Raw genomic sequence first — 25429 nt, 5'->3', positions numbered from 1 at the left:
ACGTCGTCGCACAACCTTGGAGGCTTCGACCTCACAGTGGGATCCGCCAGCGCAGCCGCGTTCCTCTCTCCTCGGGCGCCTGCAGCTCCGCGGTGCCGCCCAGCTGGACGGCGCGTTCCTCGATGTTGCGCAGGCCGCTACGGCGTCCCGTCTCCGCCAGGCCGATGCCGTTGTCCGTGACCACCAGAACGAGCTCGGAGTCCGTGACCTCGACGAGGACGTCGGCGCGGGTGGAGCGGGAGTGGCGGACCACGTTGGACAGGGCCTCGCGCAACACGGCCAGCAGATGATCGGCGACCGGCTCGGGCACCAGCGCGTCGATCTGCCCTTCCATGCGCAGGCCCGGCATGAAACCCAGATGGCCCGCGGCGCCCTCCACCAGCTCCACGATCTGCGTCCGCAGGCTGGGCGCGGCCGCGTCGCCGGAGCCCTGCAGCGCGAAGATGGACGAGCGGATCTGCCGGATCGTCCTGTCCAGCTCGTCGATCGCATGCTGCACCCGCTTGGCTGCCTCCGGCCGCTCCACCAGCCGGATCGTGCTCATCAACGTCATCGCGGTGGCGAACAGCCGCTGGATGACCACATCATGCAGATCCTTGGCGATGCGATCGCGGTCCTCCAGCAGGCCGAGCCGCTCGGCGTCCCTGCGCGCCTCGGCCAGCTCCAGCGCGATCGCCGCCTGACCGGCGAACGCCTGCAGCACCTGCTCGTCACCCCCGGTGAACGGCAACCGCCCGCTCCGCTTGGCCAGCACCAGCACCCCGCGCACGTCCGGCGCGCCACCGAGCGGCACCATCAGCACCGGCCCGTAACCCAGCCGCCGCAGCGGCGAGCCAGGGCGGGGGCCACTCTGCATGTCCGCATCGGACATCGACTCGCCCTGGGTGAACACGTCGCCCGCGAGCGTCTCCGACACCACATAGACGGCGCCCAGCAGCTCCTGCGCACCCTCGCCGTCTGCGAACTCCACGATCAGCGACTGCCTCGTCGGCTCAGGTATGAGCACCTCGATCAGGTCGGCGTCGGTCATCTGGCGGGCGCAGGCCGCGACCAGGCTCAGCGCTTGACGCGGGTCGGCGCCGGACAGCAGGCGGGTGGTCACCGTGGACGACGCCTGCAGCCAGGTCTCCCGCCGCCGTGACACCTCGTACAGGCGGGCGTTGTCCACGGCGACGCCGGCCGCGGTGGCCAGCGCCACGACGATGGCCTCATCCTCCTCATCGAACTCGCCGCCGCCACGCTTCTCGGTCAGGTAAAGATTTCCGAAAACTTCGTCACGCACCCGGATCGGGACGCCGAGGAAGGTGCCCATCGGCGGATGGCCAGCCGGGAAGCCGTACGACTCCGGATGGTCAGCGATGCGGCCCAGTCTGAGCGGCCGCGCGTTCTTGATCAGCAGGCCGAGCAGGCCCAGGCCGTGCGGCCAGTGCTCGATCCTGGCGATCTCCTCCTCGGTCAGCCCGACCGGGATGAACTGGATGAGGGTGTTTTCGTGGCCGATCACGCCCAGCGCGCCGTAGCTGGCGTCCACCAGCTTGGTCGCGGTCTCCACGATGCGTCGCAGCACGCTCTCCAGATCGAGCTCGCTGCCCACCAACACCACGGCCTCGAGCAGTAGGTGCACCCGATCCCGGGTGGCCAGCACGGCGTTGAGCCGTACCTGCAGCTCGGTCAGCAGCTCGTCGAGCGGCATGTGCGGCATCACCGTAGGACGCTCGCCATCCACGTCTATCAGTGTTGCACCGGATAACCCACGGCACCCATATCCGGCACCCGCGAAGGCGCGCCTCCTAGCGGACCTCCGGTGGTCCAGAAGTCGGAGGGCAACACTGTAGGCGTTGGGACTTCCTTCCTTTCGGTCTTGCTGGCGGTCGGATAGCGTCGAATGCATGATTCGTGTGTTCCTCGTCGACGATCACGAGGTCGTCCGGCGAGGTGTGGCCGCGCTTCTGGAGTCCGAAGACGACATCGAGGTCATCGGGGAAGCCGGCACGGCCGAGTCCGCGGTCGCCCGCATCCCGACGCTGAAGCCCGACGTGGCGGTGCTGGACGTGCGGTTGCCGGACGGCAGCGGGGTGGACGTGTGCCGGGAGATGCGTTCGAGGGTGCCGGGGCTGGCGTGCCTGATGTTGACGTCGTTCGCCGATGACGACGCGCTGTTCGACGCGGTGATGGCCGGAGCCTCCGGCTACGTGCTCAAGCAGATCCACGGCTCCGACCTGGTCGGCGCGGTCCGCACCGTCGCCTCCGGGCAGTCGCTGCTCGACCCTCAGACCACCGCCGCCATGCTGCAGCGCCTGCGCGACCAGGCCGCCCGCAAGGACCCCCTTGCGGCACTGTCCGAGCAGGAGCGGCACATCCTCGACCTGATCGGCGAAGGATTGACCAACCGCCAGATCGGCGAGCGGTTGTTCCTGGCGGAGAAGACGGTCAAGAACTACGTGTCCAACCTGCTGGCCAAGCTCAGCCTGCAGCGCCGCACCCAGGCGGCGGCGCTGGCGGCGCGGTTGCAAGACGACCGTCGCGAAAGGCCTTCTACATCCCGGAAGGGACGATGAGGAGGTCGTCCTTGTCGAAGGCCACCTCGGATCTCACGTCCACGACTCCCTCGATCAACCGAATCTGCTCCGCCAATACGAGGGCCTGTGATTTCCACTCGACCATGCCGCTAATCGTCACCACGCCCTGGTGGATGTCGATGGTGAAGGCCGCGGGATTCGGCAGGACGGCTCTGATGTCCGCTGCCAGTTCCTCGACCGGGCGGATGAAGACACGCAGCACATCATGCTGGTGCAGGGTGCCGATGATGCGTCCAGACTTTATGTCGATCACGGGCAGTTGCTTGACGTGCTTGGCATGCATCAAGCGGGCCGCGTCCCGCACGGAGGTGGTCGGCGTGACGGTGATCGCCGGGGAGGTCATGAGCTGAGCAGCTGTCACGCCCGCAGCCTTCTGGTGCTCCTGCTGCTGCTGGCGAGATTCGAAGCTCGACACACTGTGCCTGACCGTGTCGGCCTCCTTCAGTAGCAGATCGTCTTCGGAGACCACCCCCACGGGCCGTCTGTCAGCATCGATCACGGTCACCGCGCCTACGGCGAACCGCTCCATGGCGTCCACGATCTCGGCGAAGGAGGCCTCCTTCAGCACGGCGATAGCCACGCGCCCCATGATGTCCTTGACTTCGAGTGGCATGACATCCACCTCCCCTTTCACAATCCGCTGGCGCGGCCTCTTTCAGCAGTGGCGAACGTCCTCGATGCCGGGTTACCAAGGTCCTGACCTGTGTTTACTAGGCGCGGACCACCGCCACCGGGCAGTGCGCGTGGGACAGGACAGCCCGGCTGACCGAGCCGAGCAGCATCGAGCCCACGGCTCCGCGCCCGTGCGAGCCCACTACCAGCAGGTCCGCCTGCTGGGACGCGTCGATGAGCGCGTTGACCGGATGCGCGCAGTGCACATCTTCGACCAGCTTCACCTCTGGGTAGTCCTCGCTGAAGAGCTTCACCCGGTCGCGGACGATTTGATGCTGCGCCGTACGGACCGCGTCCATGTCGTAGCTGCTGAGCTCTGGTGCGAAGGCGTGCACCGGCAGTTGCCAGGCGTGGACCACCCGCAGTGTGCTCCCGCGCAGCTTCGCCTGCTCGAAGGCGTAGGCGAGCGCGGGCTCGCACTGCCGTGAGTCGTCGACCCCGGCCACGACCTCCCGGTACACCAGCCGCTGCTCGCCGCGCACGACCACGACGGGACAGAGCACGTGGCCGGCCACGTGCAGGCTGACGGAGCCCAGCAGCGCGCGGGCGAACCCGCCCAGCCCTTGGCTTCCGACCACGATCTCGGTGGCGTCCTTGGCCTGCTCGCGCAGGACCTCGGCGGGCGCGCCCTCGATGTCATCGGTCGTGACCTCTACGGTGGGCTGGCGCTCGCGCACGAGTTCCTCCGCCTCACGCAGGATCCTCTGCCCCTCGCGCTGCAGCACATCCATGAAAGTGTCATGGGGGAATTTGCGGATCTGGTACGGCGAGCGGTCCACGGCATGAACGATCCGCAGCGGTTCCCGCATGCGGAACGCATCGTCGGCCGCCCACTCCAGCGCGGCGCGCGAGTTCACGGAGCCGTCCACTCCTACGATGATCATGACGCGCCTCCTTCGTCATTCTCCATCTGACCCTCTTGCGCCTGTCCACAGCAGGGCCGGAGGTTGGTCCCGTAAGGGCCGAAGGACCCTGTCCGCCGAACGGGCTGCTGGGTAGCTTCCTGGACATGACCAGGGAGGACACGCTCATGGCAGGCGCCGGAGACTTCGGACGTCGCATCAGCTATCACCGTCACCGGCTCGGCCTCACTCCCGAGCAGGTGGCCGACCGGGCGGACATGTCCGCCGAATACATCCAGCACCTCGAAGGCCATCTGGGCACTCCTGACACGGGTACGGTGACCCGCCTGGCCATCGCCCTTGAAACGACGATCGAGGACCTGCTGGGCGGTGGGCGCGATCGCCCGCCCGGCCCCGGATCTGGCTCGGCCGACGCGGTCCTGGAGGTCCTCGAACCCGAGGAGTGCCTGCGACTGGTCGCCCCGGGTGGCATCGGCCGAGTGGCGTTCAACAGCCCGGACGGGCCCACGGTGCTGCCCGTGAACTACAAGCTCCACGACGGCGCCATCGTCTTCCGCACCACCAACGGCGGCCCCATGGACCAGAACCTGCGCACCGGCCTGCAAGGGGTGGAGATCAAGATCGGCTTCCAGATCGACCGGATCGACGAAGCCCAGAGGGAGGGCTGGAGTGTCCTCATCCAGGGCCCCGCCCACCACGTGCCTGAGGACGAGGTGGAGAAGGCTACCCAGGCCGATGTCACCTCATGGGCGGGCGGCGAGCGTCAGCTCTACATCCGCATCGTCCCGCACCAGATCACGGGCCGCCGCATCCACGGTCTTTGAGGGGATCCGATGATCACCTCAGCGGCCTTTCAGTGGCCCGGAAACGCCGAGCGTCAGTGCGGCGTACCCGGCCCCAGGCGATCAACGGCGACTCGTCCGGCCTGACCACCATCAGGACATCGCTCATCGCTTGTTCGGCGGCAAGCGATTCGACGGCTATGGTTCCTCCTTCGTGCGCGGCCGTACCACCGCGACTGGGCAGGTCACATGGTGCAGCACGCCGTGGCTGACCGAACCCAGCACCGCCGAGGCGAACCCACTGATCCCATGTGAGCCCACCACGACTAGATCGGCTGTCCGGGCCGCATCCGTCAGCGCTTTGACCGGGTGCTCGCACGGCTGCTCGTCGGTGATGACAAGATCGGGATTGTCCTCGCGCCAGGGGGTCACCCGCTCTCGCGCCGTGCGCGTCTCTTCCCGCACCATGTCCTCGAGCAGACTGCTGTACGTGACCGCGTACGAAGAGAACGCCGGCACTTGCCACGCGGACACCACATGCAGCTGCGCCCCTCGAGCCCTGGTCTGCTCGATGGCATAAGCCATGGCCGCCTCCGAGTGCCCGGAGCCGTCGTAGCCCACCACGACCCTGTCATGCGGCAGCGTGCTGCGGGCGCGGACGACGACGACCGGTCCGGCGGCGTGCCCGGCCACGCCCATGCTGACCGAGCCGAGCACCATCCCGGCGAACCCGCCGAGCCCTCTGCTGCCCACCACCAGGCTGTCCGCCGACCTCGACTCCGCGATCAGATCATCGATCACATTGCCCTTGAGCATCTCCGTCGTGACCTGCATGCTCCTGGCGAGCTCACGGGCTCGTCCAGCGGCGGCCTCCAGCGCACCGGCGCAGTACTCGGTGCTCTCGCTGTGCGGCCACTGCTCGCACACGTGCACGATCCGCACAGCCAGACCTCGGCGCTGCGCGTCGGCGGCGGCCCACTCCACCGCCGCGGTCGCGGGTGCGGACCCGTCCACACCGACCACAATGTGACTTGCCATCACGCCTCACCTTCACGTGTCAGGTTTCTCCACTCCACCTTCGCGACAGCGGAACTCACCACACCCGGGCACGAAGTCCCGGATGGGGGTGACCTTGGTCCTCAGACACGTCGGCTCGCCGATCGGGTGCGGCGTCGACCCCGTCGAGCCATGCCTATCGGTGACTCAGGCCCGCCCTGCCCTCCTCGGACTTGGACTGAGCTCGTACAGGGCCTCGCGCAGGTAGCCGGGAAAGGTCCAGACGTCGGGAACCAGTTCCGCGCAGGCGGTGAACCCGACGTCGAGGCGCCCGTTGTAGGAGAAGGCCGTGACGTTCACGGCGCCGCTCACGTCGGTGACCACGGACACCGGGTAGTGCGCCAGCAGCCTGACTCCGGCGATCCGTAGCGGGAACTGCGGGCCCGGAATGTTGGATACGACCACGTTGACAGGCGGCACCGTACGCCCCAGAAGATCAAGCGCAGCGCGGTCGGCCAGGCCGTTCAGGGCGGCGGGCAGGCTCTCGCTCAGGTCACGCAGCAAGCATGCGGGCGTCAGCGCGAACCGTTCCTTGATCTGCCGCATCGCCTCGCTCACGAGTTCGAGCCGTCGGCAGGGGTCGTCCACGTGCGTGGGCAATTGTGTAATCATCATGGTGACCTGGTTGCCCTCGTTCATGCCCTCCTGGCTGCGCACGGAAAACGGCACGCCTGCGACCAAAGGGATCTCCGGCAGGGCCGCATGGGCCATCCATCAGCGCGGCAAGCACCTCCGCCCCTGTCAGCCCGTCGACGGCGGCGTGGTGGACCTTGGTATAGATACCGCAGCGGCCGCCAGCCAGGCCGTGGATCAGGCACATCTCCCACAAGGGGCGAGTTCGGTCCAGCCGACCCTCGTGCAGGCGGGCCACCTGCTTGCCCAGCTGCACATCGTCACCAGGAGGGGGCAGCGTGAGCTCCTGGACGTGATAGTTCAGGTCCACCTCACTGTCGTCAGCCCAGTACGGGTGGTCCAGGCCGAGAGGCACGCGGACCAGGCGCTGCCGTAGCTGCGGAACCCCGGCCATCCGCTCCGCCAGCCTGTGCTGGACCTTCTCCCTGGACAGGTCCTTGTAAAGCACGGCCAGTCCGCCGACGTTCGCGACGTTGGTGGTGGTCTCGAAGTTGAGGAATTGCGCGTCCAACGCGCTGAGCTGCCGCATGTTTCCACCTCAGGCCGGCCGGACTCTCTGTTGCAGCTGATGGCTCGCAGCCAGGCGGCAGATCTTTCACTCCCGCACCACGCCCCACGGCACAATATGACGGGAAATCCTTAGCTGGCTAAGGCGAACAGATGCCCCCGCGCCTGTGCCAGCTGACAGCCAGCAGTGTGACGTCGGTCTCCTCTCTTCTCCTCATCCCACCTTGAGCGCCATTGACGACCCCAGGGCCATAAGTCCCCAGCGGGCATGGCCAAGGACCTGGCTCTCCGCCCAGCGTTAGGCGGGCGCGCCCCGTTCAGGTCAGTGGCTACATGCCGTGGATGTGGCGGCCCGCAATCTGATGGGGGACGATGCGGATGTAGAGGCGGCGTTCGCCGCCCGCCCAGGGCGTGACGCCCGCGTCGGCCACCTCCTCAACCTCCTCCGCCGTCAGGTGATGGGCGGGCCCCTGCACCAGGACGCTCCACCCTTCGCGGTTGGCCTCGTCGATCTTGTCGACCTCGAACGCGATCTTGATGTCCACCCCTTCCAGCCCCGAACGCAGGTCCTGATCCATCGGGCCGCCGGACGCGGTGCGGAAGACGATCACGCCGTGGTGCAGCTTGTAGTTGACGGGCAGCACGGTGGGCCCGCGCGAGCCGCTGAACGCCACCCGCCCGATCCCGCCCGGCGAGATCAGCCGCAGGCACTCCTCCGGGTCCAGCGCCTCCATCGTCGGGTTGGCCATCGCGGGACCCTGCGCGGGCGGACGGTCCTGGTCGCCGCGTCCGAGATCTCCGGTGCCAGTCATGATCGTGTCTCCTCGCGTGTAGGTACGGCGCACGGTGCCGTTCACGCGTGCCTCGTGGTGGTCGGCGTCGATGAAGATCTGGCGCCCGTGGTAGCGGATCGGCATGGACAGTACCCCGAGCCGGCCGGGCAGCAGCGGATCCAGCCGCAGCCCGTCCGGCCGCAGCTCCAGGCCCAGGTAGCAGCGTTGCAGGAGGTCCAAGGTGCCCCCCATGGCGCCCAGGTGGATGCCTTCAGCGGTGGTGCCGCCCTGGACGTCCTTGATGTCGCTGTAGAGGGCCTCGGTGAAGAATCTCCAGGACTGCGCCCGGTTGAAGCGGGCCAGCACCCAGGCGTGCACGACCGCGCTGAGCGTCGAGCCGTGGCTGGTGCGGGCCAGGTAGTAGGAGACGGTACGGGAGATCAGCCCGCGTCCGACCGGGTAGCTGAGCCGTTCCAGGAGGCCGGTCAGCTCGTCGCCGGTCAGGAGGTAGCAGAGCATGAGGGTGTCGGCCTGTTTGGAGGCCTTGTAGCGGTTGACGTCGTCGCCGTCGGCCTCCAGCGCCCGGTCCAGGCGCCGCACGCCGCGGTAGCGCTCCCAGTCGAGCTCCAGCAGGTCCCCGTAGCCGGTGAACTGGCTGATCACGCCGTCGTGGAAGTCCACCCGCAGGCGTCGGCTGACGTCGTCCCAGCGAGCCAGTTCGTCCGCCGTGGGCCTCAGGTCCGGTGCCAGCGCGGCGGTGTCGCGGGCGCGCATAAGCAGCCACGCGGTCATGACGTTGGTGTAGGCGTTGTTGGCCAGCCCTGGCACATCTGCGCCGGGGTAGGCGTCGTGGTATTCGTCGGGCCCCATGACGCCGCGGATCTCGTAGCGATCGCCGTACGGCACGGCCAGCGAGGCGAAGAACCTGGCGATGTCGATCAGCAGCTCCGCGCACCAGGCCGGCATGGAGCCGGTGGCCAGGAAGTGCTGCCACACGTTGTAGGCGATGGCCAGGCCGACGTGCCGCTGCAGGCGCGAGCGGTCGGGCAGCCAGCGCCCGGAGAGCGGGTTGAGGTGCAGGGCCGGGGTCTCCTCCCGGCCGTCGCTGCCGCTCTGCCACGGGAACATGGCGCCCTCGTGCCCGGCCGCCCTGGCCGCGGCCCTGGCCTCCGGCAGCCGCCGCCAGCGGTAGCGCAGCAGGCCGAGGGAGACCTCGGGGAAGCGCAGGCTCAGCCACGGCTGCACGAACAGCTCGTCCCAGAACACGTGCCCCCGGTACGCCTCCCCGTGCAGGCCGCGGGCGGGCACGCCCACGTCGAGGTCGGCGGTGTGCGGGGAGAGCGTCTGGAGCAAGTGGAAAATGTGCAGGCGGACGGCTTGCGACACTCTTGCGCTGCTCACGTCGAGCCGGGCGCACCCCCACAACCACTCCCACGCTGCCGCGTGACGGGCCAGAAGCTCCTCGAAGCATGGCGCGTGGCATACACGACTGAGCGCCGACGAGAGAGGATCGTGGCTGGCAGGGTCGCGCGAGGTTGTCAACGTCACGATCTTGGTGAGCGTAGTGGGATCGCCTCGAGCCAGGTTGAGCACATGTTCGGAGGAGACGTGGTCGAGGCCTGGACATACTTGCGCGCCAGGTACATCCGCGTCGATCCTGGCGGCTAGTCCCACGGTGATGTGTGAGCTCCGGGTGCTCGCCGTCAGCCAGGCCACGTCGTTCTCGGAGCCGGTGGCGTGCCCGGTGAGGTGGTCGCCGCGCAGGTCTTGGTAGCGGGCCACGCCCTGGTTCGCCACCCGGCCGTCCAGGGTGGCGCGCACGCGCATCGGTCCCGACCAGTTCTCGGCGGTGAACGTGGTCTCCAGGGCCGCCAGGTACGGGTCCGCCATCGACACGACGCGGCGCTGCCGCACTCGCGTGACCCGGTCCTCGCCGTCGCGCCAGCGCAGGTCGCGCACCAGCACACCGTGCCACAGATCGAGCTCGTGTCGGTAGGCCAGCAGCATGGCCCGCTCGGGCCGGAACCACTCCGATCCTGGCGTGGCGAACGTCAGCGGCAGCCAGTCGGGCAGGTTGACGATGTCCTCGTTCGTCACCGTGCGTCCGGCGACCTCGGAGTCGAGGCGGTCGTAGCAGCCCGCCACGTACGTGCCCGGCGTGCGCGACTCACCATCCGGGGTGGCGCCCCGGGTGGCGAACCTGCCATTGCCGAGCGTGCACAGCGCCTCTCTCAGCCCCTCTCGGCTAAGATCGAGACCGTCGTATACGAGCGTCCAGGCGTTCATCACCACCCCACAGGCGAGGTCAAAGCCGCTCGCATCCAGGCCGCTACCCACATGAGCCCTGACCAGCCCTCCCCGGCCAGGCCCAACGCACTGCCGCTGAAGCGTAGAACTCCGCTTATATGCCCAGGTAGGCAGGCTCCAGCGGGATGGCGGGTTGATGCCCAGGCCAGGAGGCCTGCGGCAGCTCTGCGCCTGATGGTGGCGGCACACCTTGGCGAAACTGGCGGCTGCCGAGCTTGCTGTGGCGCATCGACCATCACGACGCGTCGTGATGGTCGATGACAGCCTTCTTGACCTGGGCCTCGCCGAGATCGGCGACCGTGAAACCCTATTCGGACAGCCTCTGACACCGCGCCGCGCCCGTAAGGCCAGGCGCTCGGCGGTGCGCCATGTGAGGCTGTCAAAGGGGCAGGTAGGCCATCGCTCCACGTGGCTGTTTACCACGTATTTTTCGTCAACTAGGTTGCCGCCCGCGTGACCTTGCTCCCCAAATCCGCTCTCAGCCGTTCCAGAGCGCTGCGTAAAACAGCAGCCAGAACCCCGTCTTGAGGACCTCCAGAACGATCCGAATCCGCCAGTAGCGTGCCGCGTCCGGGCCTTGCTCGGTCATATCGCCTCCTTGTCGTTGAAGTGACGCCTCCAGAGAAGCCGCGGCCACCGCCGGCCTGGAAGTGGTTTGGACGACACTGACGCGCATGTGGGCGTTTTTGTCTAGTCTGTGGATTCCCGTGGACGATCGTGGACAGGAAACCGCGTGGACGACAGCGACAAATTGCAGACCGAACTGGACTTCGATCCCGCGGCCGTGACCTCCGAGGACGCGTTGAAGCGCCTCCAGGTCGAGCTTTACACCGTCTCGGGAAGGTCGGTCAGGGAGATCCACAGCCACGTCAGGTACGAGATGTCCAAATCGCACACGCACAAGATCGCTAGCGGTGCCGTGGTGCCGAGCAAGCGCCATTTCCATGCGTTCGTCGTAGGCTGCGGCGTGCCGCCCGACTACATCGCCCAGTGGATGCATGCATGGGAGAACGTGGCCCGAGCCAAGCGGATCGCCAGATCCGGCACCTCCGTTGCGATGCTCTCGCCGACATCCATGCAGGACGAGGCCACCGCGGACTCGACAGTTCTCCCCGAACTGCCCACCACCGAAGTTCTCGCCCCCAAACCCGAAGCACCTTCCCGAGGTTTCCGTAATGGAGTCGGCAGCACGCCGGGGATTCATCGCACCCAAGCCGCGGACCTGCGCATCAAGCTTGACACATGGGTGATCGAATTCGACCAGCCGCGCACCAGAACCCACGCCAAGGACACGGAGAAGGAGCCACAGAAGAGCCTCGGCCCCTCCGAGCTCATCCTTCGCGGCCTGGGTCCCGTCCGGTCAGACAAGGGCCTGTCCGCTCTGCCGTCGGCCCTGGGCTACCTGACGGAATCCGGGATAACCGCCGAGCTGGTGACCGCCTTCCGCGGACTCTCCATACCAGTACGTTCCGCCACCGACTTCTGGGCGGTGCTGGCCGCGGACATGACCCTCTACCGGGCACGCCCCGGCGACCTTCAGTGGCTCGTCAAGCAGACTGGACAGATCCTGATGGACCCATCGTCGAACCTGGAACTGGTTCGGCGAACCTGGGAGGTGCTCTTCGAGGAGTTCCTGCGTGAGCACGATGCGGAGGCCTCCGCGTGGCCGGTCGAGAACATCTTCGATCACTTCGCCCAATGGGCGGGGACGCACGCCGACCGATTCCACACGTTCATGCGCTGGCTACAGCAGGTCGTCCCCCATGACCTGTCCCTCTGGTCCGCCATCCGCCACGCTGTGGAAGCCCACGAGCAAGGCCTTCCCGCCAAGACGGCCTGGGACATGCGGGTGGCGGTGAGGAAGGCGAAGTCCCTGGCGTCCCATCGCCTCGCCCCGGCACCAACCGCGTTCCAGACCGAAATCGTCCCGATTCCGAAGATCGACGGCGTGTGCCCCTACGAATTCGAGGCGATGTGCTTCCCCCTCAAGAACGCGGAAGCCGCCACCGTCCTCCCAAATCGGTCCCTCCGCCTACCCGCCCTCAAGGAGCCGTACATCATCGATCTCCCCCGCACCGGGAGCCGGAGCACCGAGGCCGAACTGCGCACATTCCTGCACGAGCTGATCATGGGCTGTGTCGAGCTGGACCCGGGCTCGCCGTGGGTGTGGGCCGTCCCCACGCCGGCGGAATGGCTGGCCCTCGCCGGGTGCGCGGCGCTGGACAAGCACTACCCGTGGGGACCGGAACGGCCCACACCCGACCGGGCGAACCTCTATTACGGCGGCAGGCGCACCGACTACCAGGTCGAACCCGTCGGTAGCCGGCCGCCCGGGGCGTCCCGCCACGACGTCCACGACTGCTGCGGCAACGTCCACGAGCTCGTGGAGTGGCGGGTGAACGGCACCCGCCTCGGTGACTTCCGGCTGGCGGGCGGCTGCTTCAGCAGCTCGCCGAAGTGGTCGTACTCCACCCACTTCAGACCGCTGATCCCGCATTCGAGCTCTCGGCGGAACGTGGGCATCCGATTGATCAGATACGACCCAGTCCACACCAATCTGCGCAAATCCGCCGCGCGCGCCATCGTGAAGCAGCTCGGCGCCGAACTGGCCACGAACACCACTGGGGCCAGCGCTCCAGCGCGATGATCGCGTTGCCGCCCGCCGGCTGCCTGTCCGGTGCCAACCCTCACCTCCGGCCTCGCGGACAGGGTCACGTCGTGCCTGCAGTACAAGGTCACCACCGTGCGGCTGTCACCGAGCGGACCTCCTTAAGAGACTAGGACGTCTCTCGCATCATCGCGCTGACCAGCCGCTTCCGCCATTTGGACGCAGATCGGGCATGCCCGGTCCACGGTCAACGAGAAAGTCAGTGACCAACCGCAGATCGGCAGCGGACGAGCGGTCTGCCCGCACAGGGCAATCTCTTTCCCTGATGGCACTGCGTGCTGGACGGCCTGCCGCCTCTTCCAGGTGAAGCCTGCCCTGTACTTGATGGCAGGTCGATCGGGCGCGGTCGCCGCACTCTCTACGTGGAGGTCATCCCAGCGGAAGGACCATCGGCGCACGCCTGCGGGGAAGGGCAGCCCATCCTCGTCCAGCTCCACCAAAGCGACGTTCCCATCGCGCAGCACTGCGACGATCACGCCCTCGCGTCCGACGAGCTGATCCTTGTAAGCGCGGGTTTGCCAATGACTGTGGAACGCGTCTGCGATCGTCACCCGCTTGCCGATCTCCGAGTACATGCTGCTCACCGCCCGTTTCCGGCGGCTCGAATGACGGCAATGAGACAGGCTCCGCTACGCGGAGTTATCGATTCTTCGCTCGAAGTGGAAACGAGACAGGGTGTGGGTTCGCGCAATGGTGAAAGCATCTCGTCTAGCAAAGCGGCCCTGCTCCCGGACGGCAGGATGGCAATGCCGGACACTCACGGACACGACCCCGACCTGCCCTTGTCCTCACAGGGACAGAGAAGTTCCCAGGCAGGACTGTCCGTCAAGCGCTCTCCACGAATGCAGAACAGCTTGATCATGCCGATCTGCGGGGTTAAAGGACGGACCTCTGCACGCCAATGGCGAGGACGCCAAGGCGTTCCTTCTCCGGTGGGTAGATGCTCCGGATGACCGCGAGCAGTTCCTGAGGGTTCTTGCCGAGGTCGCCGCCGATTGCAATCGGGTCCTCGTTCTCCAGCATCTCCTCGAAGGAGGTGTACCGTGCCACCCGGACGACCTGCGCCGGCAACCGCTCTTCACCGCAGACGAAGTCGAGGTCCTGGCCGGGCTGGATCTTGTGCATCCTGGCGTACGCGACCCGCACCTCCACGGTTTTGACCCCTGAGGCGATCAAATCGAAGTACGGCTTACGGATACGGAGTTCGCGCCGGGCGGGGGCGGCGTCAGGCTCGCTCATGGTGTCGTTCCTACCCGCGTGGCGACCAGAGCCGCCCGAAACTCCGCGGCCTGGCCGGTTCCGGGATACTTCGCGACAAGGACGGTATCCAGGTCAGCCGCCCGCGCGTGTACCGAAGTGACCATCCGAGGTGACCCCAGTGCACGCACCCCGTGCGCGACCGCCTCGTCGAGAGCGCCGAGGTGTGCCAGCGCGATGCCCAGGTCCAGGCGGGCGATCGCTTCGCGGCTGAGCGAGCGCTGGCCGGCCGGTGTCGCCTCGTGGGCCCGGACTGCACGCTCGGCATGGTGACGTGCCTGTTCGTAATCGCCGAGCCAGAGGTAGGACGAAGCGGTGTAGGTGGTCATCGCGTAGGCGGCCAGAGGCCCGGTGTCGATGCCGTCCGGCCGGGTCGGAGTGCGGGCCGGCAGGGCGTTCCACAGGTCGTTGGCCTGTTGGTAGCTGTCTTGGAAGTCGTCGCGGTTGCCGAGCCGGGCATGGCCGCGGGATGCCTGGGCGTGCAGCCGTACCGCCAGCGGGTGACCGGTGGGCACGCGGTCGAGGCCGCGCAGCGCGGCCGAGACGGCGCGTGACGGTTGATCGGCGTGCAGGGCGATGGAGGCCATCGCGTCGGCCGCCCAGGCGCACAGCTCGTCATGTCCCGCCTGGTCGGCATGCTCGAAGCAGTCAATGGCGTACGCCTCGCCGGTCATGGGGTCGCCCAGGTCGTGGGCGAGCCAAGCGAGGATCTCCGACAACCACCCGGCGTAAACGAACAGCTCCCGCTGCTCCTTGAGGGTGTGGGGGCCCGCGATGAGCTGGTCCACCCTGCGTCGATACAGGCGGGCCACAGGGAACAGGGCCGCCGGGGAACGCCGCAAGTAGCTACCTGCGATGTCACAGACCGCGGTGTGGAGGTGGTCCAGGGTGCCGCGGCCGACGGCGGAGGTGTTCGCACGGCGGGTGAACTCCAACGCCTCGTCGGCAGCCTCACCCAGCACCTGACCGAGCGTGGCGGCCAGGCCCAGTTTGAGTGCGTCACGTCGGTTCGTGGGTTCTGCCTCTTCCCGCGAAGTGTCTTCTTCCTGATTGTTCTCACGGGGGCCGAACAGCATTCTCACATCACGGGAGAAGATGCGGCCGTACAGCAGCCGGTAGCGCTCGGTCATCGTGGCGACCTTGCCGGACTCCCAGCGGCGGATGGCACGGACGAGCGAATCGTGATCGGGGAGGGACTCGTCTCCGGCGGCCTCCCGTAGGCGCCGGGCGGTGCTGTGCACGTCCCAGTCACGCGCCTGACGCTCATCCCGGATGCGTGCCGGCCAGTCCATGGTCATCACCTTGCGTGCCCTCGCCGTCTTTGATTGTCGTCCTCCACCGACTGCCGCACAGGGCTCATTTCGGAACAATGACCATCGATTCGGCCGCAGGACAGCCAATGTGGAGCGAATCCGCTCCAGTCCTTCCTCCGTAGAGCGAAAGTTGGTCATGTTCCAGAGAATGTGCTGCCCGGAGCCTTGATCACGGCTTTGCTCAACCATACGCTACTCTTCGCGTTCGAGTAATTGCTTGGAGTCAAGATGCGAATGGTTGTGGTGATTCGTGGTCGCGCCGTGGCGCTCCTGCTCGCGCCGATCGCGATTGCAGGGTGCCAAGCGGCGACTCCGTCGATATTGCCGCCACGCGCCACGACCGCTGCGCCGACTCCCAAGCCGTCCCCGACCGGGCCGCATGACGTGATCGTGGAGACGTACTCGGCCTACTGGTCAGTCCTTGCCGAGGCCGGCAGATCGTCACCCGAGAAGGCACGGGAACTGCTGAAGCCGTATGTGAAGGGCGGCTATCTGGACCACCTCGTCGACGGCGTCCGGGACATGGTCAAGCAAGGGCGGGAGCCGTACGGCCAAGCCGTCCCCCGTATCAAGGAGGTGCGCGTTGGCGGCAAGTACGCCGAAGTCACCGATTGCTTGGACATGTCCGGGGCCGCCATGGCTGATCGCCGTACGCACAAGCTGATCCCCGAGACCGCGGATACCAAGACCACGACGACTGTCACAGCGGCTTTGGAACGTTCCGAGGACGGGCGGTGGCGACTGACAGGGCTGAGCATGAAAGGGACGACATGCAAGTCGCCGTCACGCTGATCCTGCTGGCCGGACCGCCGACAGGAGACAACGGGGCGACCCGTATGGGCGGGGACTGGGTCACCTATGGCATCCATCGGGAAGCCGGACCGGGAGGCTCCGCCAAAGGTGCCAGCGCTGGCGGGGGCAGCACCTTCAGTGATTGCCACAGCATCGCCGGGCCAGGGCAGATCAGCTATGTTCAGTGCACCGAAGGGCCTGCCGGCCAGCAGAACATCTTCAACGCCGTCACGCCCGGAGATCCGGGTGCTCCTGCGGTTATCCCTGAGATGCTCATGCGGCAGGCACTACGACTGCTCACACCACCGGCTCCCAAGATCGTCACCGCTCCACCCCGGAGCAGGAACGGGTACGTGGGCCTGCGGCAGTTCTTCTGGGCCGAGCCCGGCCAATGGCACGCGATCAGCAAGAAGGCCACCGCTGGACCCGTTTGGGCCGAGGTCACCGCGACACCGGCCAAGCTGACCATCCGGCCAGGGGCGGGCCAGGCGACCTTCACTTGCTCGGGACCTGGCGTGCCGTACAACCAGGCGAAGTCCCCGGATGACCAGAACATCGACTGCACCCACGTGTTCACGCAGTCCAGTGCGGGACTTCCTGGATCGCGATACCAGGTGACGGTGTCGATGGCCTGGGCGGCCAGATGGACAGGATCGGGCGGCACCGGGGGGACTCTCGCGCCGATCACCACTTCTGCGACGTTCCCGCTGCGGGTCGGGGAAGCCCCGGCGCTTGTCGGAAAGGGTTCGTGAATGGCTCGCAAGGCTCAGCCCGACGCACCACACCAGGTCAACGGTGAGGTGCCGCCGGCTCAGGTGCCCAAGTTGCTGCGACAGCCCCGTCAACGTAGCCGCAGCGCATTGGTGTTGGGCGCGCTCGTGGTTGCCGGCGGGGCGGCGCTGGCTTTTCACACGGTGAACCAGATGAGCCATCGTGAGTCGGTCTTGGTGGTGACGCGCGACGTGGCACTGGGACAACCGATAACCGCCGATGACGTGACCACCGCCACGGTGGGTGCGGACCAGACCGTCGCGACGGTCCGAGGTGAGGATCTGCGGCGGGTGATCGGCATGCGAGCGGCCGCCGATTTGATGCGCGGCATGCTCGTACAGCCCCGCATGGTCACCGACCAGGTGACGCCGCAAGGAGATCAGCAACTCATTCCGATCGCGGTCAAGCCGAGCCGCCTTCCGGCTCGTGGGCTGCATCCGGGCGATCGGCTCCTCGTCGTACTGCGGCCAGAGGGCCAGGCCGTGCCTGCCGTCAAGCAGACGTCCGCCGGCATCGAGGCCGTGGTGGACCAGGCCAAGGGGCCGGACAACGACGGGCTCATGGTGATCGACGTCCTGGTGAGCAGGAGCGACGGTCCCAGACTGGCCGCGCTGGCCGCCGACGGGCAGGTCGCCTTGGCGCTCAACCCGAGGAGGCCGTGAATTGGCAATGTACGCGCTGATGAGCCCCGGCGGATCCCCCGGCGTCACCACGACCGCCCTGGCCCTCACATACGCGTGGGAAGGGCGGGCGCTGCTGGCGGAGTGCGATCCCCAGGGTGGCGATGTCCTGCGCGGATTCCTGGCGGGGAGCATGGAGAACCACGAGGGTGGCTTGCTGGAGCTGGCGCTCGCGGCCGCGCATGACCCCGACCCGGCAATCTTGTGGCGGTACGTCATTGCGCTCGATCAGGACGCGCGGAACTGGCTGCTGCTTCCCGGTCTCCGGGATCCTCGGCATCTGGTGCAGCTCGACGGCGCGTGGGACACCATCGCAGAGGTTCTCAAAGCAGCACAGGGTACGGCGGACGTGGTGGTCGACGTGGGGCAGGTCGGCCGATACGACACCCCGATGAGCCTGATCGCGGCGTGTGATCGAGTGGTCATGCTGGTGCACCCGACGCTGCGACACGTCTCCCAGGCTCGCCCTCGTCTGGATGCGCTGGGGCGTCAGGTCGGGAGCGATGTAGCGGTCGGACTGTGCGTGGTCGGCAGCGGCCCGTACACATTCAAAGAGGTCAGCAAAGCGCTGTTCGACCTGCCCGTTCTGGCGTGGATACCCCACGACCCGAAGTCTGCCGCCGTGCTCTCTGATGGCAACCGCGCCAAGAAGGCGTTTCACCGATCCGCGCTGATACGCAGCACTCGACAACTCGGCTCCGTCATGAGGGCCAAGGACGTGGTGGCCCTATGACCAGCTCATGGCCGCCGACCGCGGCAACCGTCGCCCCTCAGATGCAGCCGCAGGACAACGGCCGGGAGTTTCGCGACGCTGTACTTGCTATCACGGCTGCGGTCTCGGACGACCTCAAGGACACCGAGGACCGGGAAGAGGCGCGGCAGGTCATCCAGGCGAGGGTCCAGCGCTGGGCGCAGGGCCAGGTCGCCGCGGGTAGTCCGGTCAGCTTCGCCATGCAACGCCGTCTCGTCGACGCCGTGATCGATGAGCGCTTCGAGCTGGGGGTTCTGACGCCATACCTGGAAGATCCTCGAGTCGAGAGCATCGACCTCAACGGATGCGACCAGGTGTGGATCACCTACCACAACGGAACCTGCAAGCGCGGGCCCGCCGTCGCCGGCAACGACGACGACTTGATCAAGATGATCCAGATGTGGGCTCTGCACAAGAGCTACAGCCCACGCGAGTTCTCCGCCGCCAGCCCGCTGCTCAACACCGCGCTGCGGCCAGGCGACGGCGACGACGGCGTGGGGGTACGGCTCAGCGCCACCATGTCGGTCACCCGCCGCCCGTGCGCCAGCATCCGCTGCCATCGTCTCGTCGACGTCACTTTGGATGACCTCCTGCGGCTCGGCACCATCAACCGGAGCCTGCACGCGTTCCTGCGCGCCGCCGTCCTGGCCCGGTTGAACATCGTCATCACCGGCGGCACCGCAGCGGGCAAGACGACGCTACTGCGCGCGTTGGCCTCAGTCGTCGACCCGGCCGAGCGGCTGGCCACGCTGGAGTCGGACTACGAGCTCTTCCTCGACCGGCTCCCCCATCGCCATCAGAACGTGATCGCCTTCCAGGCACGCCAGGCCAACTCCGAGGGCGCCGGAGCCATTGGGCTGAATGACCTGATCCCGCACTCGCTACGCAAGAACATCAAGCGGATCATCGTGGGTGAGGTGCGCGCGGATGAGGTCGTGCCGATGTTCGAGGCCATGAACACCGGCCATCCCGGCTCCATGTGCACCATCCACGCCGACGGCACCGAGGAGATCTTCAACCGGATCGTCATGCTGTGGACGCGCGGCGTCGGCGCTCAGACCCCTCCGGCGGTCATCCACCTCAACACCGGAGAAACCATCGACCTCGTCGTCCACCTGCGCCTGGATCCGACGACCAACACCCGATTCGTCTCCGAGGTCCTGGAGGTCCTGCCTCCGGCCGACAGCGAGCTGCCCAGCCGGAACCACGTCTACCGGCCCACCGGCCCAGGCGGCCGCGCCGTCCCCGACATAACCCCGCAGTGCCTACCCCAGCTCAGAGCTGTCGGCTTCGATCCGGCTCTGCTCGATCCGCTCGCCGCGCGATGGGGGACACGATGAACACCGCTGCGCTGCTGGGCGGGGTCAGCACCACCATGATCTTGGGTGGCGCGCTGAGCATCATCGTCGCTCTGCGTGCCCCCTCTGACGATCAACCCGTACGTCCTCCCTCGCGCTGGGCAGGCGTGAGGGAGACGTCGCGTGCCCACTACCGGCTGATCATCTTGTCTCTCGGCGTGTCCGCCGCGGTGTACGTGTTCACCCGCTGGCCGGTTGCTGCGGTCGCGACGGGGGCAGCGGTGTTCGCACTGCCGAAGGTGATGACCGGCCGTCCCGCTGCCGAGCGCATCCGCAGGCTGGAAGCCCTGGAGCTGTGGACCCGCCGGCTGGCGGACCTGCTCGTCGCCGGCCGGGCCTTGGAACAAGCCCTCGAGCACAGTGCAGCCCGCAACGTGCCACCGGTCATCGGCGCTCCGGTCGCGGCACTGGCCCGCCGCCTCCGTGTCAGTCGGACGCCGACCGAGGAAGCGCTACGTCTGTTCGCCGACGAACTGGACGACCCCATCGGGGACCGTATTGCCGCCGCACTCATTCTGGTCGCCCGCCGCCGTGGCAAGGGCGCCAGCTCAGTACTCCAGCAACTCGCCGAACTGGTGGCCAAGGACGTCTCCGACCGCAGGGAGGTAGAGGCCGCCCGCGCCGAACACCGCACCACCGTGCGGTGGATCATCGCCATCCTCGCTCTCTTCAGCGCTCTGGCCATCTTCCAGAAGTCGTACGTCGCCCCTTACGGCACGCCGCTCGGTCAGGTCGTCCTGGCCGTCGTGATGCTGTTCTACGCTGCCACGCTGGCCTGGCTGCACCGGCTCGGGACCGTCACCTCCGGCCATCGCTTCCTCAACGGCACAGGAAGGAAGCCATGAGCGTGCTGGCCATGGGCTCCGGAGCGCTGATCACCCTCGGCCTGCTGATCGTGATGCACGAGCTGATGCCCGGCCCGCCTCGGCTACGGGCCGCACTCGCCCGCCTCGATGGACGCCCTGACCCGGCGCGCGGCGACTGGCTCAGACGACGGTTGGCTCAATTGCCGATCCCGCGCAACGACCTGGCGCTGCTGGGCATAAGCGCGGACCGCTTCACTATTCAACGCGTCAGCTTCCTGCTGATCGGGCTGCTGTTCCCGGTGCCGCTCAGCCTGCTGTGCGCGCTTGCGGGACTCCCTCTGCCTTGGGCCATCCCGGCAGGTGCCAGTGTGGTACTCGCCGTACTGTTCGCCCTGATCCCCGGCGTCAGCGCCCGCCGCCAGGCTCAAGAACGCCGCCGCGAGTTCCGTGCTGCTCTGGCAACGTACCTCGACATGGTCGCGCTGGAACGTGCAGCGGGCGCAGGTCCTCCCCAGGCTCTGCAAGCCCCTGTGGATATCTGCACCGGATGGGTGTTCGGCCAGATCGCCCAGGTACTTCAGCAGGCCAAGCGCTCCGGCGAACAGCCCTGGCGTGGCCTGGCCACGCTCGGCGAACGAGTCGGCATATCCCAGCTGACCGAGCTGGCCGACATCGCTGAAGACGCCGGCTCCGAAGGAACCCGAGTGATGTGCACGCTGCTCGCCAAGGCCCAGTCCATGCGTACCGCCGCGTTGGCCGACGCCCGCGCCCAAGCCAACAGCCGTTCGGGTGAAATGCCCATCGCGATCGGTGTGTCGATCTTCGGCTTCCTGGTGCTCGTCTGTTTCCCCGCCATCTACCGCATCATGAGCTGAAAGGAAGCGACCATGCTCAAGTTCCTTCCGAACGAGGCTGCCACCTACTGGAAAGCCCTCTTCTTGGACCGCCTCGACCGTGCCCGTAAGGACCCTGAGAAGGGTGCCATGTCGGCCGAAGCCATGATCATCATCGCCGCGCTGGTCCTGGTCGCGATCACCGTCATGGGCATCGTGACCGCCAAGATCATCGATAAGGCGAACACGATCAACCTCTAGGTGCAGGTGATTAGGTGCACATCTCTCGCGCCGATCGTGGCAGCGTCACTGCCGAGGCAGTGATCGCCCTGCCCGTCGTCATGCTCGCCATCCTCGCGTGCATGCAGGTGTGCCTGCTGTTCTTCGCCCAGTCGGTTGCACTCTCCGCAGCGCAGCAAGGCGTCCGTGCGGCACGGGCGTACGGCGCCTCCCACAGCTCGGGTGCCAGCGTGGCCAAGCGGTACGCCGAGCGGACCGCCAGCGGCTTCCTGACCTCGATCAGCGCGGCCAGCACCGGCACCTCTACCACTGTCCGGATCACCGTACGTGGGCGATCCCTGTCCCTGGTGCCCTTCCTGCCCTCGATCGAGATCAGCGAGGAAGCCGCCGGACCCGTCGAGCGCTTCACCACTCCTCGGCGGACGACATGAACGAGCAGGGCAGCGTTACCGTCGAAGCCATCCTCGCCATCACGGCCATCGTGCTGCTCATCCTGTTCGGTGTTGCCGTCGGCAGGATCACGGTGGCCGGAGCCGCCGTCGAGGCCGCAGCTCGCGATGCCGCCCGCCAGGCTTCCATTGCTCGTACAGCCACCGCGGCGAGTACCAACGCCGCAGCCAGCGCCCGCGCATCCCTGATAAGTCAAGGCGTCAATTGCACGGCGGTCACGGTGAAGGTGAACACGAAAGGCTTCAGCCGCCCTGTCGGCATCCCGGCCGATGTATCAGCGACGGTTTCGTGCACCGTGCCTCTGGCGGATCTCGCCTTTCCCGGGCTACCGGGAAAGCTCAAGCGGCACGCCACCTCCATAAGCCCATTGGACCCCTACCGCGGAAGAGGCAGGTGAGGCATGCCAAGGGTGGCCGCCCAAGACCCCGAGCGGGGCTCGATCACCCCGTACGCCCTCATCTTCATCACTGTGCTTCTGCTCTTCATCGGGCTGGTCGTCGACGTCGGCAACAAGCTGCGCGCCGGATGGGAGGCGGTCGGCATCGCCGAGGAGGCTGCCCGGGCTGGAGCGGGGCAGATCGACCGTGCCGCCGCCTATCGCGGTGGCCAGCTCGTCGTCGACCGAGGAGCCGCGCTGCGCGCTGCCCAAGCGCACCTGTCCAGCAGCGGTCACCGGGGCAGTGTCGCCATTTCTGGTCCGACCTCCGTCCGCGTCACCGTCACCGTGACCAGAAAGACGTGGCTGCTATCTCTCGTAGGTGTGTCGTCGGTATCGGTGACCGCTCACGCGGACGCTGATCTCGTAGCCGGAGTCGAAGGGCCGAACCGATGATGGTGCTCCGTATTGTGCGCGCGCTGGTGGCATCCGCCGTTCTGCTCGCAGCGGTGATCGGGTTTCCCATCCTGTTCTACAAGGTCGCCGGGCCCCCACTGCCCGACCACCTGCCCAGCCTGCAACAGATCAACGACATGCTGGCCGCGCCAGACGACGGCACTCTTTTCGTCGAGGCTCTGGAGGTCGTCGCCTGGGGCGCCTGGGCCACGTTCTCTTTCTCCGTTATCACCGAGATCATCGCCAGGGTGCGGGGCCGACGCATCGTCCCTCGGCTCCCAGGCCTTCGTGGGATGCAGCGGCTGGCCGCGTACCTGGTGGCCTCTGCTTCGCTGGCTGTCCTGGCCCCCGGCGTGGGGAACGCCGCAGCACCGCCACCGGTGGTTTCCATGGCACCTCTGCATCCCCTCGGACAGGCCGCCGTCGATCCCCCGGACGAGGAGCGGATCTATCAGGTGAAGAAGGGCGACTCTCTCTGGGAGATCGCCGACAAAGAGCTCGGGACGCCTCGACGATGGCCGAAGATCTGGAAGCTCAACGCCCAATCACGACAACCGCACGGACAGACCTTCACGAGTCCCGGGCTGGTTCATCCTGGCTGGAAACTTCGCCTCCCCGTTAAGCACCCCAAAGTCTCCCCTACGCCTTCAACAGCCGAAAGACCGCACGCCGCTGCTCCGAGCCCTGCCTCATCCAGGGCTCCCCTGCCGTCAAGCGCGCAGTCCTCCCCGGAGCGTAGAGCGGATGAGACCATACAGCTCCCATCGGGCTCGATGGTGGCCTTGGCATACGTGGCCGGGATCAGCACCGCCTTCATCGCCGGCCGTCTTCACCGACGCCGCCGTCGAATCCCACCCACATCCGCAGAACCGGTGTCTATCACTCCTGAGCCCGAACCCCCAGCAGCCGTCCGGGAGCTACGCCGTGCCCACCGCCAGACCTTCATCGAACGGGAAGAGCCAATCCCGTCTGATGGTGAGCTGCTACGGCAGGAGTACTCCATCGATGTTCCCGAACAGGTCCACATAGGACAGGGCTCAGACGGCTCGCCGATACACCTGGACCTCGAAGGTCCTGGCATAGGCCTCACCGGTCCGGGAGCACGAGATGTCATTCGGTATCTGATCGTCGATCTGCTTCGCCAGTCGAGCAACTACCGGATCGAGATCATCATCTGTACAACCTTGGCGGAAGAGCTCCTCTCGCTTCCCGAGGCCGATCTCTACCGGATCGCCGCGGGACTGCCGGGGCTATCGTTCGCCACCTCACATGAGGATGCACTGCGGCATTTCGAGGAGACGTTCTTCATGCGCAGGAGAATGGTGCTCGAGCGCGAATCTTCCGGCGTCGGGGAACTGCGCGAGAACGATCCGGGGGAAGCGCTGCCAGCCATGCTTCTCATCACCGAACTCGACGACGAGGTCTACGAACACGTAACGGCACCCCTGACATCGGCCCGGAGCGCAGGAGTCGGAGCCATGTTCTTGGGCCCCTGGCCAGGTGGAATCACCTGTGAAGTCAGCGGTGCACATGTTGTGGATAACACTGAAGGTCGCGGGTCTGCCCCTTTCGAGGGCGCGCAGCTGTTCCACGTCACGGCGGAGGAGGCTGCAGCTCACGTGCAGCAGCTCGCCGCAGTCCCGGAGCAAGTTGACGGTGAAGCAGAATCCGAGACTGACAGCAGCCGGCTCGACTGGCCGGGGCCGGCCCTCATCCGCCTGAGAATCCTTGGGCATCCCACCGTCCACGTTCGCGACAAATCAGAGCCGCTGTCTCTGAGCTGGCTGCAGCTGAACACACTCACGTATCTCGCACTGCACCCGAGCGGCGTGACACGCGATCAGCTGGCCACCGCGCTTTGGCCCGACGATCTCGGCAAGGACATCCACAATGCCCTTCGCCACCTCCGGAGCGCGCTGGTCACCGCCACTGATTACAGGAGCGCAGAGGCGAAGCGTGCTCCGTTCATCAGCGCTTCGACCACCAAGGATTCGGCAATCTACCGCCTTGATCCCAAGCTGATCAGCGTCGATCTTTGGGATTACGAGGCAGCGCTCGATCAGATCAGAACCGCTTCCGAGCCGGCAGACCGTCTCTCTACTCTCTCGAATGCCGCTCGGCTATGCACAGGCGGGCTTGCTGAAGGGCTGACAGCGGAATGGATCGAGGACCAGCGGTACCCGCTGACCCGGTCCCAGGCGGACGTTCTCGCTCAGCTGGCAGAGCTTCTGGCAGGAGAGGACGACGAACAGGCGCTGTCCGCACTGGAGCGTGCGCGCGAGCTCGACCCGGATACCGAGGAAACATACTTCCGGATCATTCGCCTGCAATTGCGGCTCAACAGGCGCGACGAGGCCTCCCGAACTGCCGAGCTGCTTCGTCAACACCAGCGGAGCCTTGGACTAGCGGGCGATTATCAGGCTGAGAAGCGCCTGACCGAAATCCTCTGCGGCTGAGCCCGGGAAGACACACCCTGCCTGGCGGCCGTTCCTGCCGGAGGACCAGC

At 66.9% G+C, this 25429-nt stretch carries 25 protein-coding genes; 15 read left to right on the top strand and 10 right to left on the bottom strand.

Annotated features, from left to right (window positions below):
* Window positions 1-31: 31 nt before the first annotated feature.
* Window positions 32-1702, bottom strand: a complete 1671-nt coding sequence (locus ACWEPL_RS13780) for a GAF domain-containing protein (protein ID WP_452436335.1) — start codon at window positions 1700-1702, stop codon at window positions 32-34.
* 187 nt (window positions 1703-1889) lie between these two features.
* On the opposite strand from ACWEPL_RS13780, the gene ACWEPL_RS13775 reads away from it, so the two are divergent.
* Window positions 1890-2558: a response regulator transcription factor gene (locus ACWEPL_RS13775; protein ID WP_452436297.1), complete on the top strand. Its 669-nt coding sequence runs from the start codon at window positions 1890-1892 to the stop codon at window positions 2556-2558.
* Here the strand turns inward: ACWEPL_RS13775 and ACWEPL_RS13770 are convergent.
* Window positions 2536-3192 carry a CBS domain-containing protein gene (locus ACWEPL_RS13770; protein WP_452436296.1) on the bottom strand — a complete coding sequence of 219 codons (657 nt, stop codon included), beginning with the start codon at window positions 3190-3192 and terminating at the stop codon, window positions 2536-2538. The genes ACWEPL_RS13775 and ACWEPL_RS13770 overlap by 23 nt on opposite strands.
* Window positions 3193-3289: 97 nt before the next feature.
* Window positions 3290-4135 (bottom strand): universal stress protein, encoded by an 846-nt coding sequence (locus tag ACWEPL_RS13765; RefSeq protein WP_452436295.1) that lies wholly within the window; start codon window positions 4133-4135, stop codon window positions 3290-3292.
* Between the two features lie 125 nt (window positions 4136-4260).
* Between ACWEPL_RS13765 and ACWEPL_RS13760 the strand changes: the two genes are divergently transcribed.
* On the top strand, window positions 4261-4938 hold the full coding sequence (locus ACWEPL_RS13760; RefSeq protein WP_452436294.1) for a helix-turn-helix domain-containing protein: 678 nt from the start codon (window positions 4261-4263) through the stop codon (window positions 4936-4938).
* 156 nt (window positions 4939-5094) lie between these two features.
* On the opposite strand, the gene ACWEPL_RS13755 is transcribed toward ACWEPL_RS13760, so the two are convergent.
* From ACWEPL_RS13755 to ACWEPL_RS13740, 4 genes are all read right to left on the bottom strand, one after another.
* Complete coding sequence (locus ACWEPL_RS13755; protein ID WP_452436293.1) at window positions 5095-5934, bottom strand: universal stress protein; 840 nt, start codon at window positions 5932-5934, stop codon at window positions 5095-5097.
* Window positions 5935-6099: 165 nt separating this feature from the next.
* Entirely contained in the window at window positions 6100-6564 is a 465-nt protein-coding gene (locus tag ACWEPL_RS13750) for a WS/DGAT domain-containing protein (protein WP_452436334.1), read from the bottom strand.
* Window positions 6446-7114, bottom strand: a complete 669-nt coding sequence (locus ACWEPL_RS13745; protein WP_452436292.1) for a wax ester/triacylglycerol synthase domain-containing protein — start codon at window positions 7112-7114, stop codon at window positions 6446-6448. Before ACWEPL_RS13745 ends, ACWEPL_RS13750 begins: the two co-directional genes overlap by 119 nt.
* 307 nt (window positions 7115-7421) lie before the next feature.
* Entirely contained in the window at window positions 7422-10151 is a 2730-nt protein-coding gene (locus ACWEPL_RS13740) for a pyridoxamine 5'-phosphate oxidase family protein (protein WP_452436291.1), read from the bottom strand.
* Window positions 10152-10905: 754 nt separating this feature from the next.
* Between ACWEPL_RS13740 and ACWEPL_RS13735 the strand changes: the two genes are divergently transcribed.
* Window positions 10906-12819 (top strand): SUMF1/EgtB/PvdO family nonheme iron enzyme, encoded by a 1914-nt coding sequence (locus ACWEPL_RS13735; protein ID WP_452436290.1) that lies wholly within the window; start codon window positions 10906-10908, stop codon window positions 12817-12819.
* 122 nt (window positions 12820-12941) lie between these two features.
* On the opposite strand, the gene ACWEPL_RS13730 is transcribed toward ACWEPL_RS13735, so the two are convergent.
* The 3 genes from ACWEPL_RS13730 to ACWEPL_RS13720 all read right to left on the bottom strand — a co-directional run bounded on the left by ACWEPL_RS13730 (window position 12942) and on the right by ACWEPL_RS13720 (window position 15548).
* Window positions 12942-13415, bottom strand: coding sequence for a hypothetical protein (locus tag ACWEPL_RS13730; protein ID WP_452436289.1), 474 nt, complete (start codon window positions 13413-13415; stop codon window positions 12942-12944).
* A 301-nt stretch (window positions 13416-13716) separates the two neighbouring features.
* Window positions 13717-14079 carry an ASCH domain-containing protein gene (locus ACWEPL_RS13725; RefSeq protein WP_452436288.1) on the bottom strand — a complete coding sequence of 121 codons (363 nt, stop codon included), beginning with the start codon at window positions 14077-14079 and terminating at the stop codon, window positions 13717-13719.
* Window positions 14076-15548 carry a tetratricopeptide repeat protein gene (locus ACWEPL_RS13720; protein ID WP_452436287.1) on the bottom strand — a complete coding sequence of 491 codons (1473 nt, stop codon included), beginning with the start codon at window positions 15546-15548 and terminating at the stop codon, window positions 14076-14078. Before ACWEPL_RS13720 ends, ACWEPL_RS13725 begins: the two co-directional genes overlap by 4 nt.
* 90 nt (window positions 15549-15638) lie before the next feature.
* On the opposite strand from ACWEPL_RS13720, the gene ACWEPL_RS13715 reads away from it, so the two are divergent.
* The 12 genes from ACWEPL_RS13715 to ACWEPL_RS13660 are packed head-to-tail and all read left to right on the top strand — an operon-like array spanning window position 15639 to window position 25379.
* The gene (locus ACWEPL_RS13715; protein WP_452436286.1) at window positions 15639-16202 is read left to right on the top strand and encodes a hypothetical protein; all 564 of its coding nucleotides are present in this window, start codon (window positions 15639-15641) and stop codon (window positions 16200-16202) included.
* A complete protein-coding gene (locus ACWEPL_RS13710) occupies window positions 16181-16954 on the top strand; it encodes a hypothetical protein (RefSeq protein WP_452436285.1) in 774 nt (257 codons plus the stop codon). The genes ACWEPL_RS13715 and ACWEPL_RS13710 overlap by 22 nt, the downstream gene beginning before the upstream one ends.
* Window positions 16955-17635, top strand: coding sequence for an SAF domain-containing protein (locus ACWEPL_RS13705; RefSeq protein ID WP_452436284.1), 681 nt, complete (start codon window positions 16955-16957; stop codon window positions 17633-17635).
* A 7-nt stretch (window positions 17636-17642) separates the two neighbouring features.
* On the top strand, window positions 17643-18386 hold the full coding sequence (locus ACWEPL_RS13700) for a hypothetical protein (RefSeq protein ID WP_452436283.1): 744 nt from the start codon (window positions 17643-17645) through the stop codon (window positions 18384-18386).
* Window positions 18383-19744: a CpaF family protein gene (locus tag ACWEPL_RS13695; protein ID WP_452436282.1), complete on the top strand. Its 1362-nt coding sequence runs from the start codon at window positions 18383-18385 to the stop codon at window positions 19742-19744. The genes ACWEPL_RS13700 and ACWEPL_RS13695 overlap by 4 nt, the downstream gene beginning before the upstream one ends.
* Window positions 19741-20607 carry a type II secretion system F family protein gene (locus tag ACWEPL_RS13690; RefSeq protein ID WP_452436280.1) on the top strand — a complete coding sequence of 289 codons (867 nt, stop codon included), beginning with the start codon at window positions 19741-19743 and terminating at the stop codon, window positions 20605-20607. The genes ACWEPL_RS13695 and ACWEPL_RS13690 overlap by 4 nt, the downstream gene beginning before the upstream one ends.
* The gene (locus tag ACWEPL_RS13685; RefSeq protein ID WP_452436279.1) at window positions 20604-21443 is read left to right on the top strand and encodes a hypothetical protein; all 840 of its coding nucleotides are present in this window, start codon (window positions 20604-20606) and stop codon (window positions 21441-21443) included. Before ACWEPL_RS13690 ends, ACWEPL_RS13685 begins: the two co-directional genes overlap by 4 nt.
* Before the next feature lie 12 nt (window positions 21444-21455).
* Window positions 21456-21662 carry a hypothetical protein gene (locus tag ACWEPL_RS13680; protein WP_452436278.1) on the top strand — a complete coding sequence of 69 codons (207 nt, stop codon included), beginning with the start codon at window positions 21456-21458 and terminating at the stop codon, window positions 21660-21662.
* A gap of 14 nt (window positions 21663-21676) precedes the next feature.
* The gene (locus ACWEPL_RS13675) at window positions 21677-22072 is read left to right on the top strand and encodes a TadE family protein (protein WP_452436277.1); all 396 of its coding nucleotides are present in this window, start codon (window positions 21677-21679) and stop codon (window positions 22070-22072) included.
* Window positions 22069-22488, top strand: a complete 420-nt coding sequence (locus tag ACWEPL_RS13670) for a TadE/TadG family type IV pilus assembly protein (protein WP_452436276.1) — start codon at window positions 22069-22071, stop codon at window positions 22486-22488. Before ACWEPL_RS13675 ends, ACWEPL_RS13670 begins: the two co-directional genes overlap by 4 nt.
* Before the next feature lie 12 nt (window positions 22489-22500).
* A complete protein-coding gene (locus ACWEPL_RS13665; protein ID WP_452436275.1) occupies window positions 22501-22923 on the top strand; it encodes a pilus assembly protein TadG-related protein in 423 nt (140 codons plus the stop codon).
* A complete protein-coding gene (locus ACWEPL_RS13660) occupies window positions 22920-25379 on the top strand; it encodes a hypothetical protein (RefSeq protein ID WP_452436274.1) in 2460 nt (819 codons plus the stop codon). Before ACWEPL_RS13665 ends, ACWEPL_RS13660 begins: the two co-directional genes overlap by 4 nt.
* The last annotated feature ends 50 nt before the right edge of the window (window positions 25380-25429 follow it).

This window comes from Nonomuraea sp. NPDC004186, from assembly GCF_053603495.1.
This window is presented reverse-complemented; position numbering and strand designations above follow the sequence as displayed.

What these genes read in the sequence shown, in the direction of transcription:
- ACWEPL_RS13710 (WP_452436285.1), top strand. Translation starts at nt 16,181, where the DNA reads ATGCAAGTCGCCGTCACGCTGATCCTGCTGGCCGGACCGCCGACAGGA.
- ACWEPL_RS13695 (WP_452436282.1), top strand. Translation starts at nt 18,383, where the DNA reads ATGACCAGCTCATGGCCGCCGACCGCGGCAACCGTCGCCCCTCAGATG.
- ACWEPL_RS13680 (WP_452436278.1), top strand. Translation starts at nt 21,456, where the DNA reads ATGCTCAAGTTCCTTCCGAACGAGGCTGCCACCTACTGGAAAGCCCTC.
- ACWEPL_RS13690 (WP_452436280.1), top strand. Translation starts at nt 19,741, where the DNA reads ATGAACACCGCTGCGCTGCTGGGCGGGGTCAGCACCACCATGATCTTG.
- ACWEPL_RS13780 (WP_452436335.1), bottom strand. Translation starts at nt 1,702, where the DNA reads ATGCCGCACATGCCGCTCGACGAGCTGCTGACCGAGCTGCAGGTACGG.
- ACWEPL_RS13750 (WP_452436334.1), bottom strand. Translation starts at nt 6,564, where the DNA reads ATGATTACACAATTGCCCACGCACGTGGACGACCCCTGCCGACGGCTC.
- ACWEPL_RS13775 (WP_452436297.1), top strand. Translation starts at nt 1,890, where the DNA reads ATGATTCGTGTGTTCCTCGTCGACGATCACGAGGTCGTCCGGCGAGGT.
- ACWEPL_RS13740 (WP_452436291.1), bottom strand. Translation starts at nt 10,151, where the DNA reads ATGAACGCCTGGACGCTCGTATACGACGGTCTCGATCTTAGCCGAGAG.
- ACWEPL_RS13725 (WP_452436288.1), bottom strand. Translation starts at nt 14,079, where the DNA reads ATGAGCGAGCCTGACGCCGCCCCCGCCCGGCGCGAACTCCGTATCCGT.
- ACWEPL_RS13760 (WP_452436294.1), top strand. Translation starts at nt 4,261, where the DNA reads ATGACCAGGGAGGACACGCTCATGGCAGGCGCCGGAGACTTCGGACGT.
- ACWEPL_RS13685 (WP_452436279.1), top strand. Translation starts at nt 20,604, where the DNA reads ATGAGCGTGCTGGCCATGGGCTCCGGAGCGCTGATCACCCTCGGCCTG.
- ACWEPL_RS13670 (WP_452436276.1), top strand. Translation starts at nt 22,069, where the DNA reads ATGAACGAGCAGGGCAGCGTTACCGTCGAAGCCATCCTCGCCATCACG.
- ACWEPL_RS13770 (WP_452436296.1), bottom strand. Translation starts at nt 3,192, where the DNA reads ATGCCACTCGAAGTCAAGGACATCATGGGGCGCGTGGCTATCGCCGTG.
- ACWEPL_RS13705 (WP_452436284.1), top strand. Translation starts at nt 16,955, where the DNA reads ATGGCTCGCAAGGCTCAGCCCGACGCACCACACCAGGTCAACGGTGAG.
- ACWEPL_RS13720 (WP_452436287.1), bottom strand. Translation starts at nt 15,548, where the DNA reads ATGACCAACTTTCGCTCTACGGAGGAAGGACTGGAGCGGATTCGCTCC.
- ACWEPL_RS13700 (WP_452436283.1), top strand. Translation starts at nt 17,643, where the DNA reads ATGTACGCGCTGATGAGCCCCGGCGGATCCCCCGGCGTCACCACGACC.
- ACWEPL_RS13765 (WP_452436295.1), bottom strand. Translation starts at nt 4,135, where the DNA reads ATGATCATCGTAGGAGTGGACGGCTCCGTGAACTCGCGCGCCGCGCTG.
- ACWEPL_RS13745 (WP_452436292.1), bottom strand. Translation starts at nt 7,114, where the DNA reads ATGCGGCAGCTCAGCGCGTTGGACGCGCAATTCCTCAACTTCGAGACC.
- ACWEPL_RS13755 (WP_452436293.1), bottom strand. Translation starts at nt 5,934, where the DNA reads ATGGCAAGTCACATTGTGGTCGGTGTGGACGGGTCCGCACCCGCGACC.
- ACWEPL_RS13660 (WP_452436274.1), top strand. Translation starts at nt 22,920, where the DNA reads ATGATGGTGCTCCGTATTGTGCGCGCGCTGGTGGCATCCGCCGTTCTG.
- ACWEPL_RS13715 (WP_452436286.1), top strand. Translation starts at nt 15,639, where the DNA reads ATGCGAATGGTTGTGGTGATTCGTGGTCGCGCCGTGGCGCTCCTGCTC.
- ACWEPL_RS13730 (WP_452436289.1), bottom strand. Translation starts at nt 13,415, where the DNA reads ATGTACTCGGAGATCGGCAAGCGGGTGACGATCGCAGACGCGTTCCAC.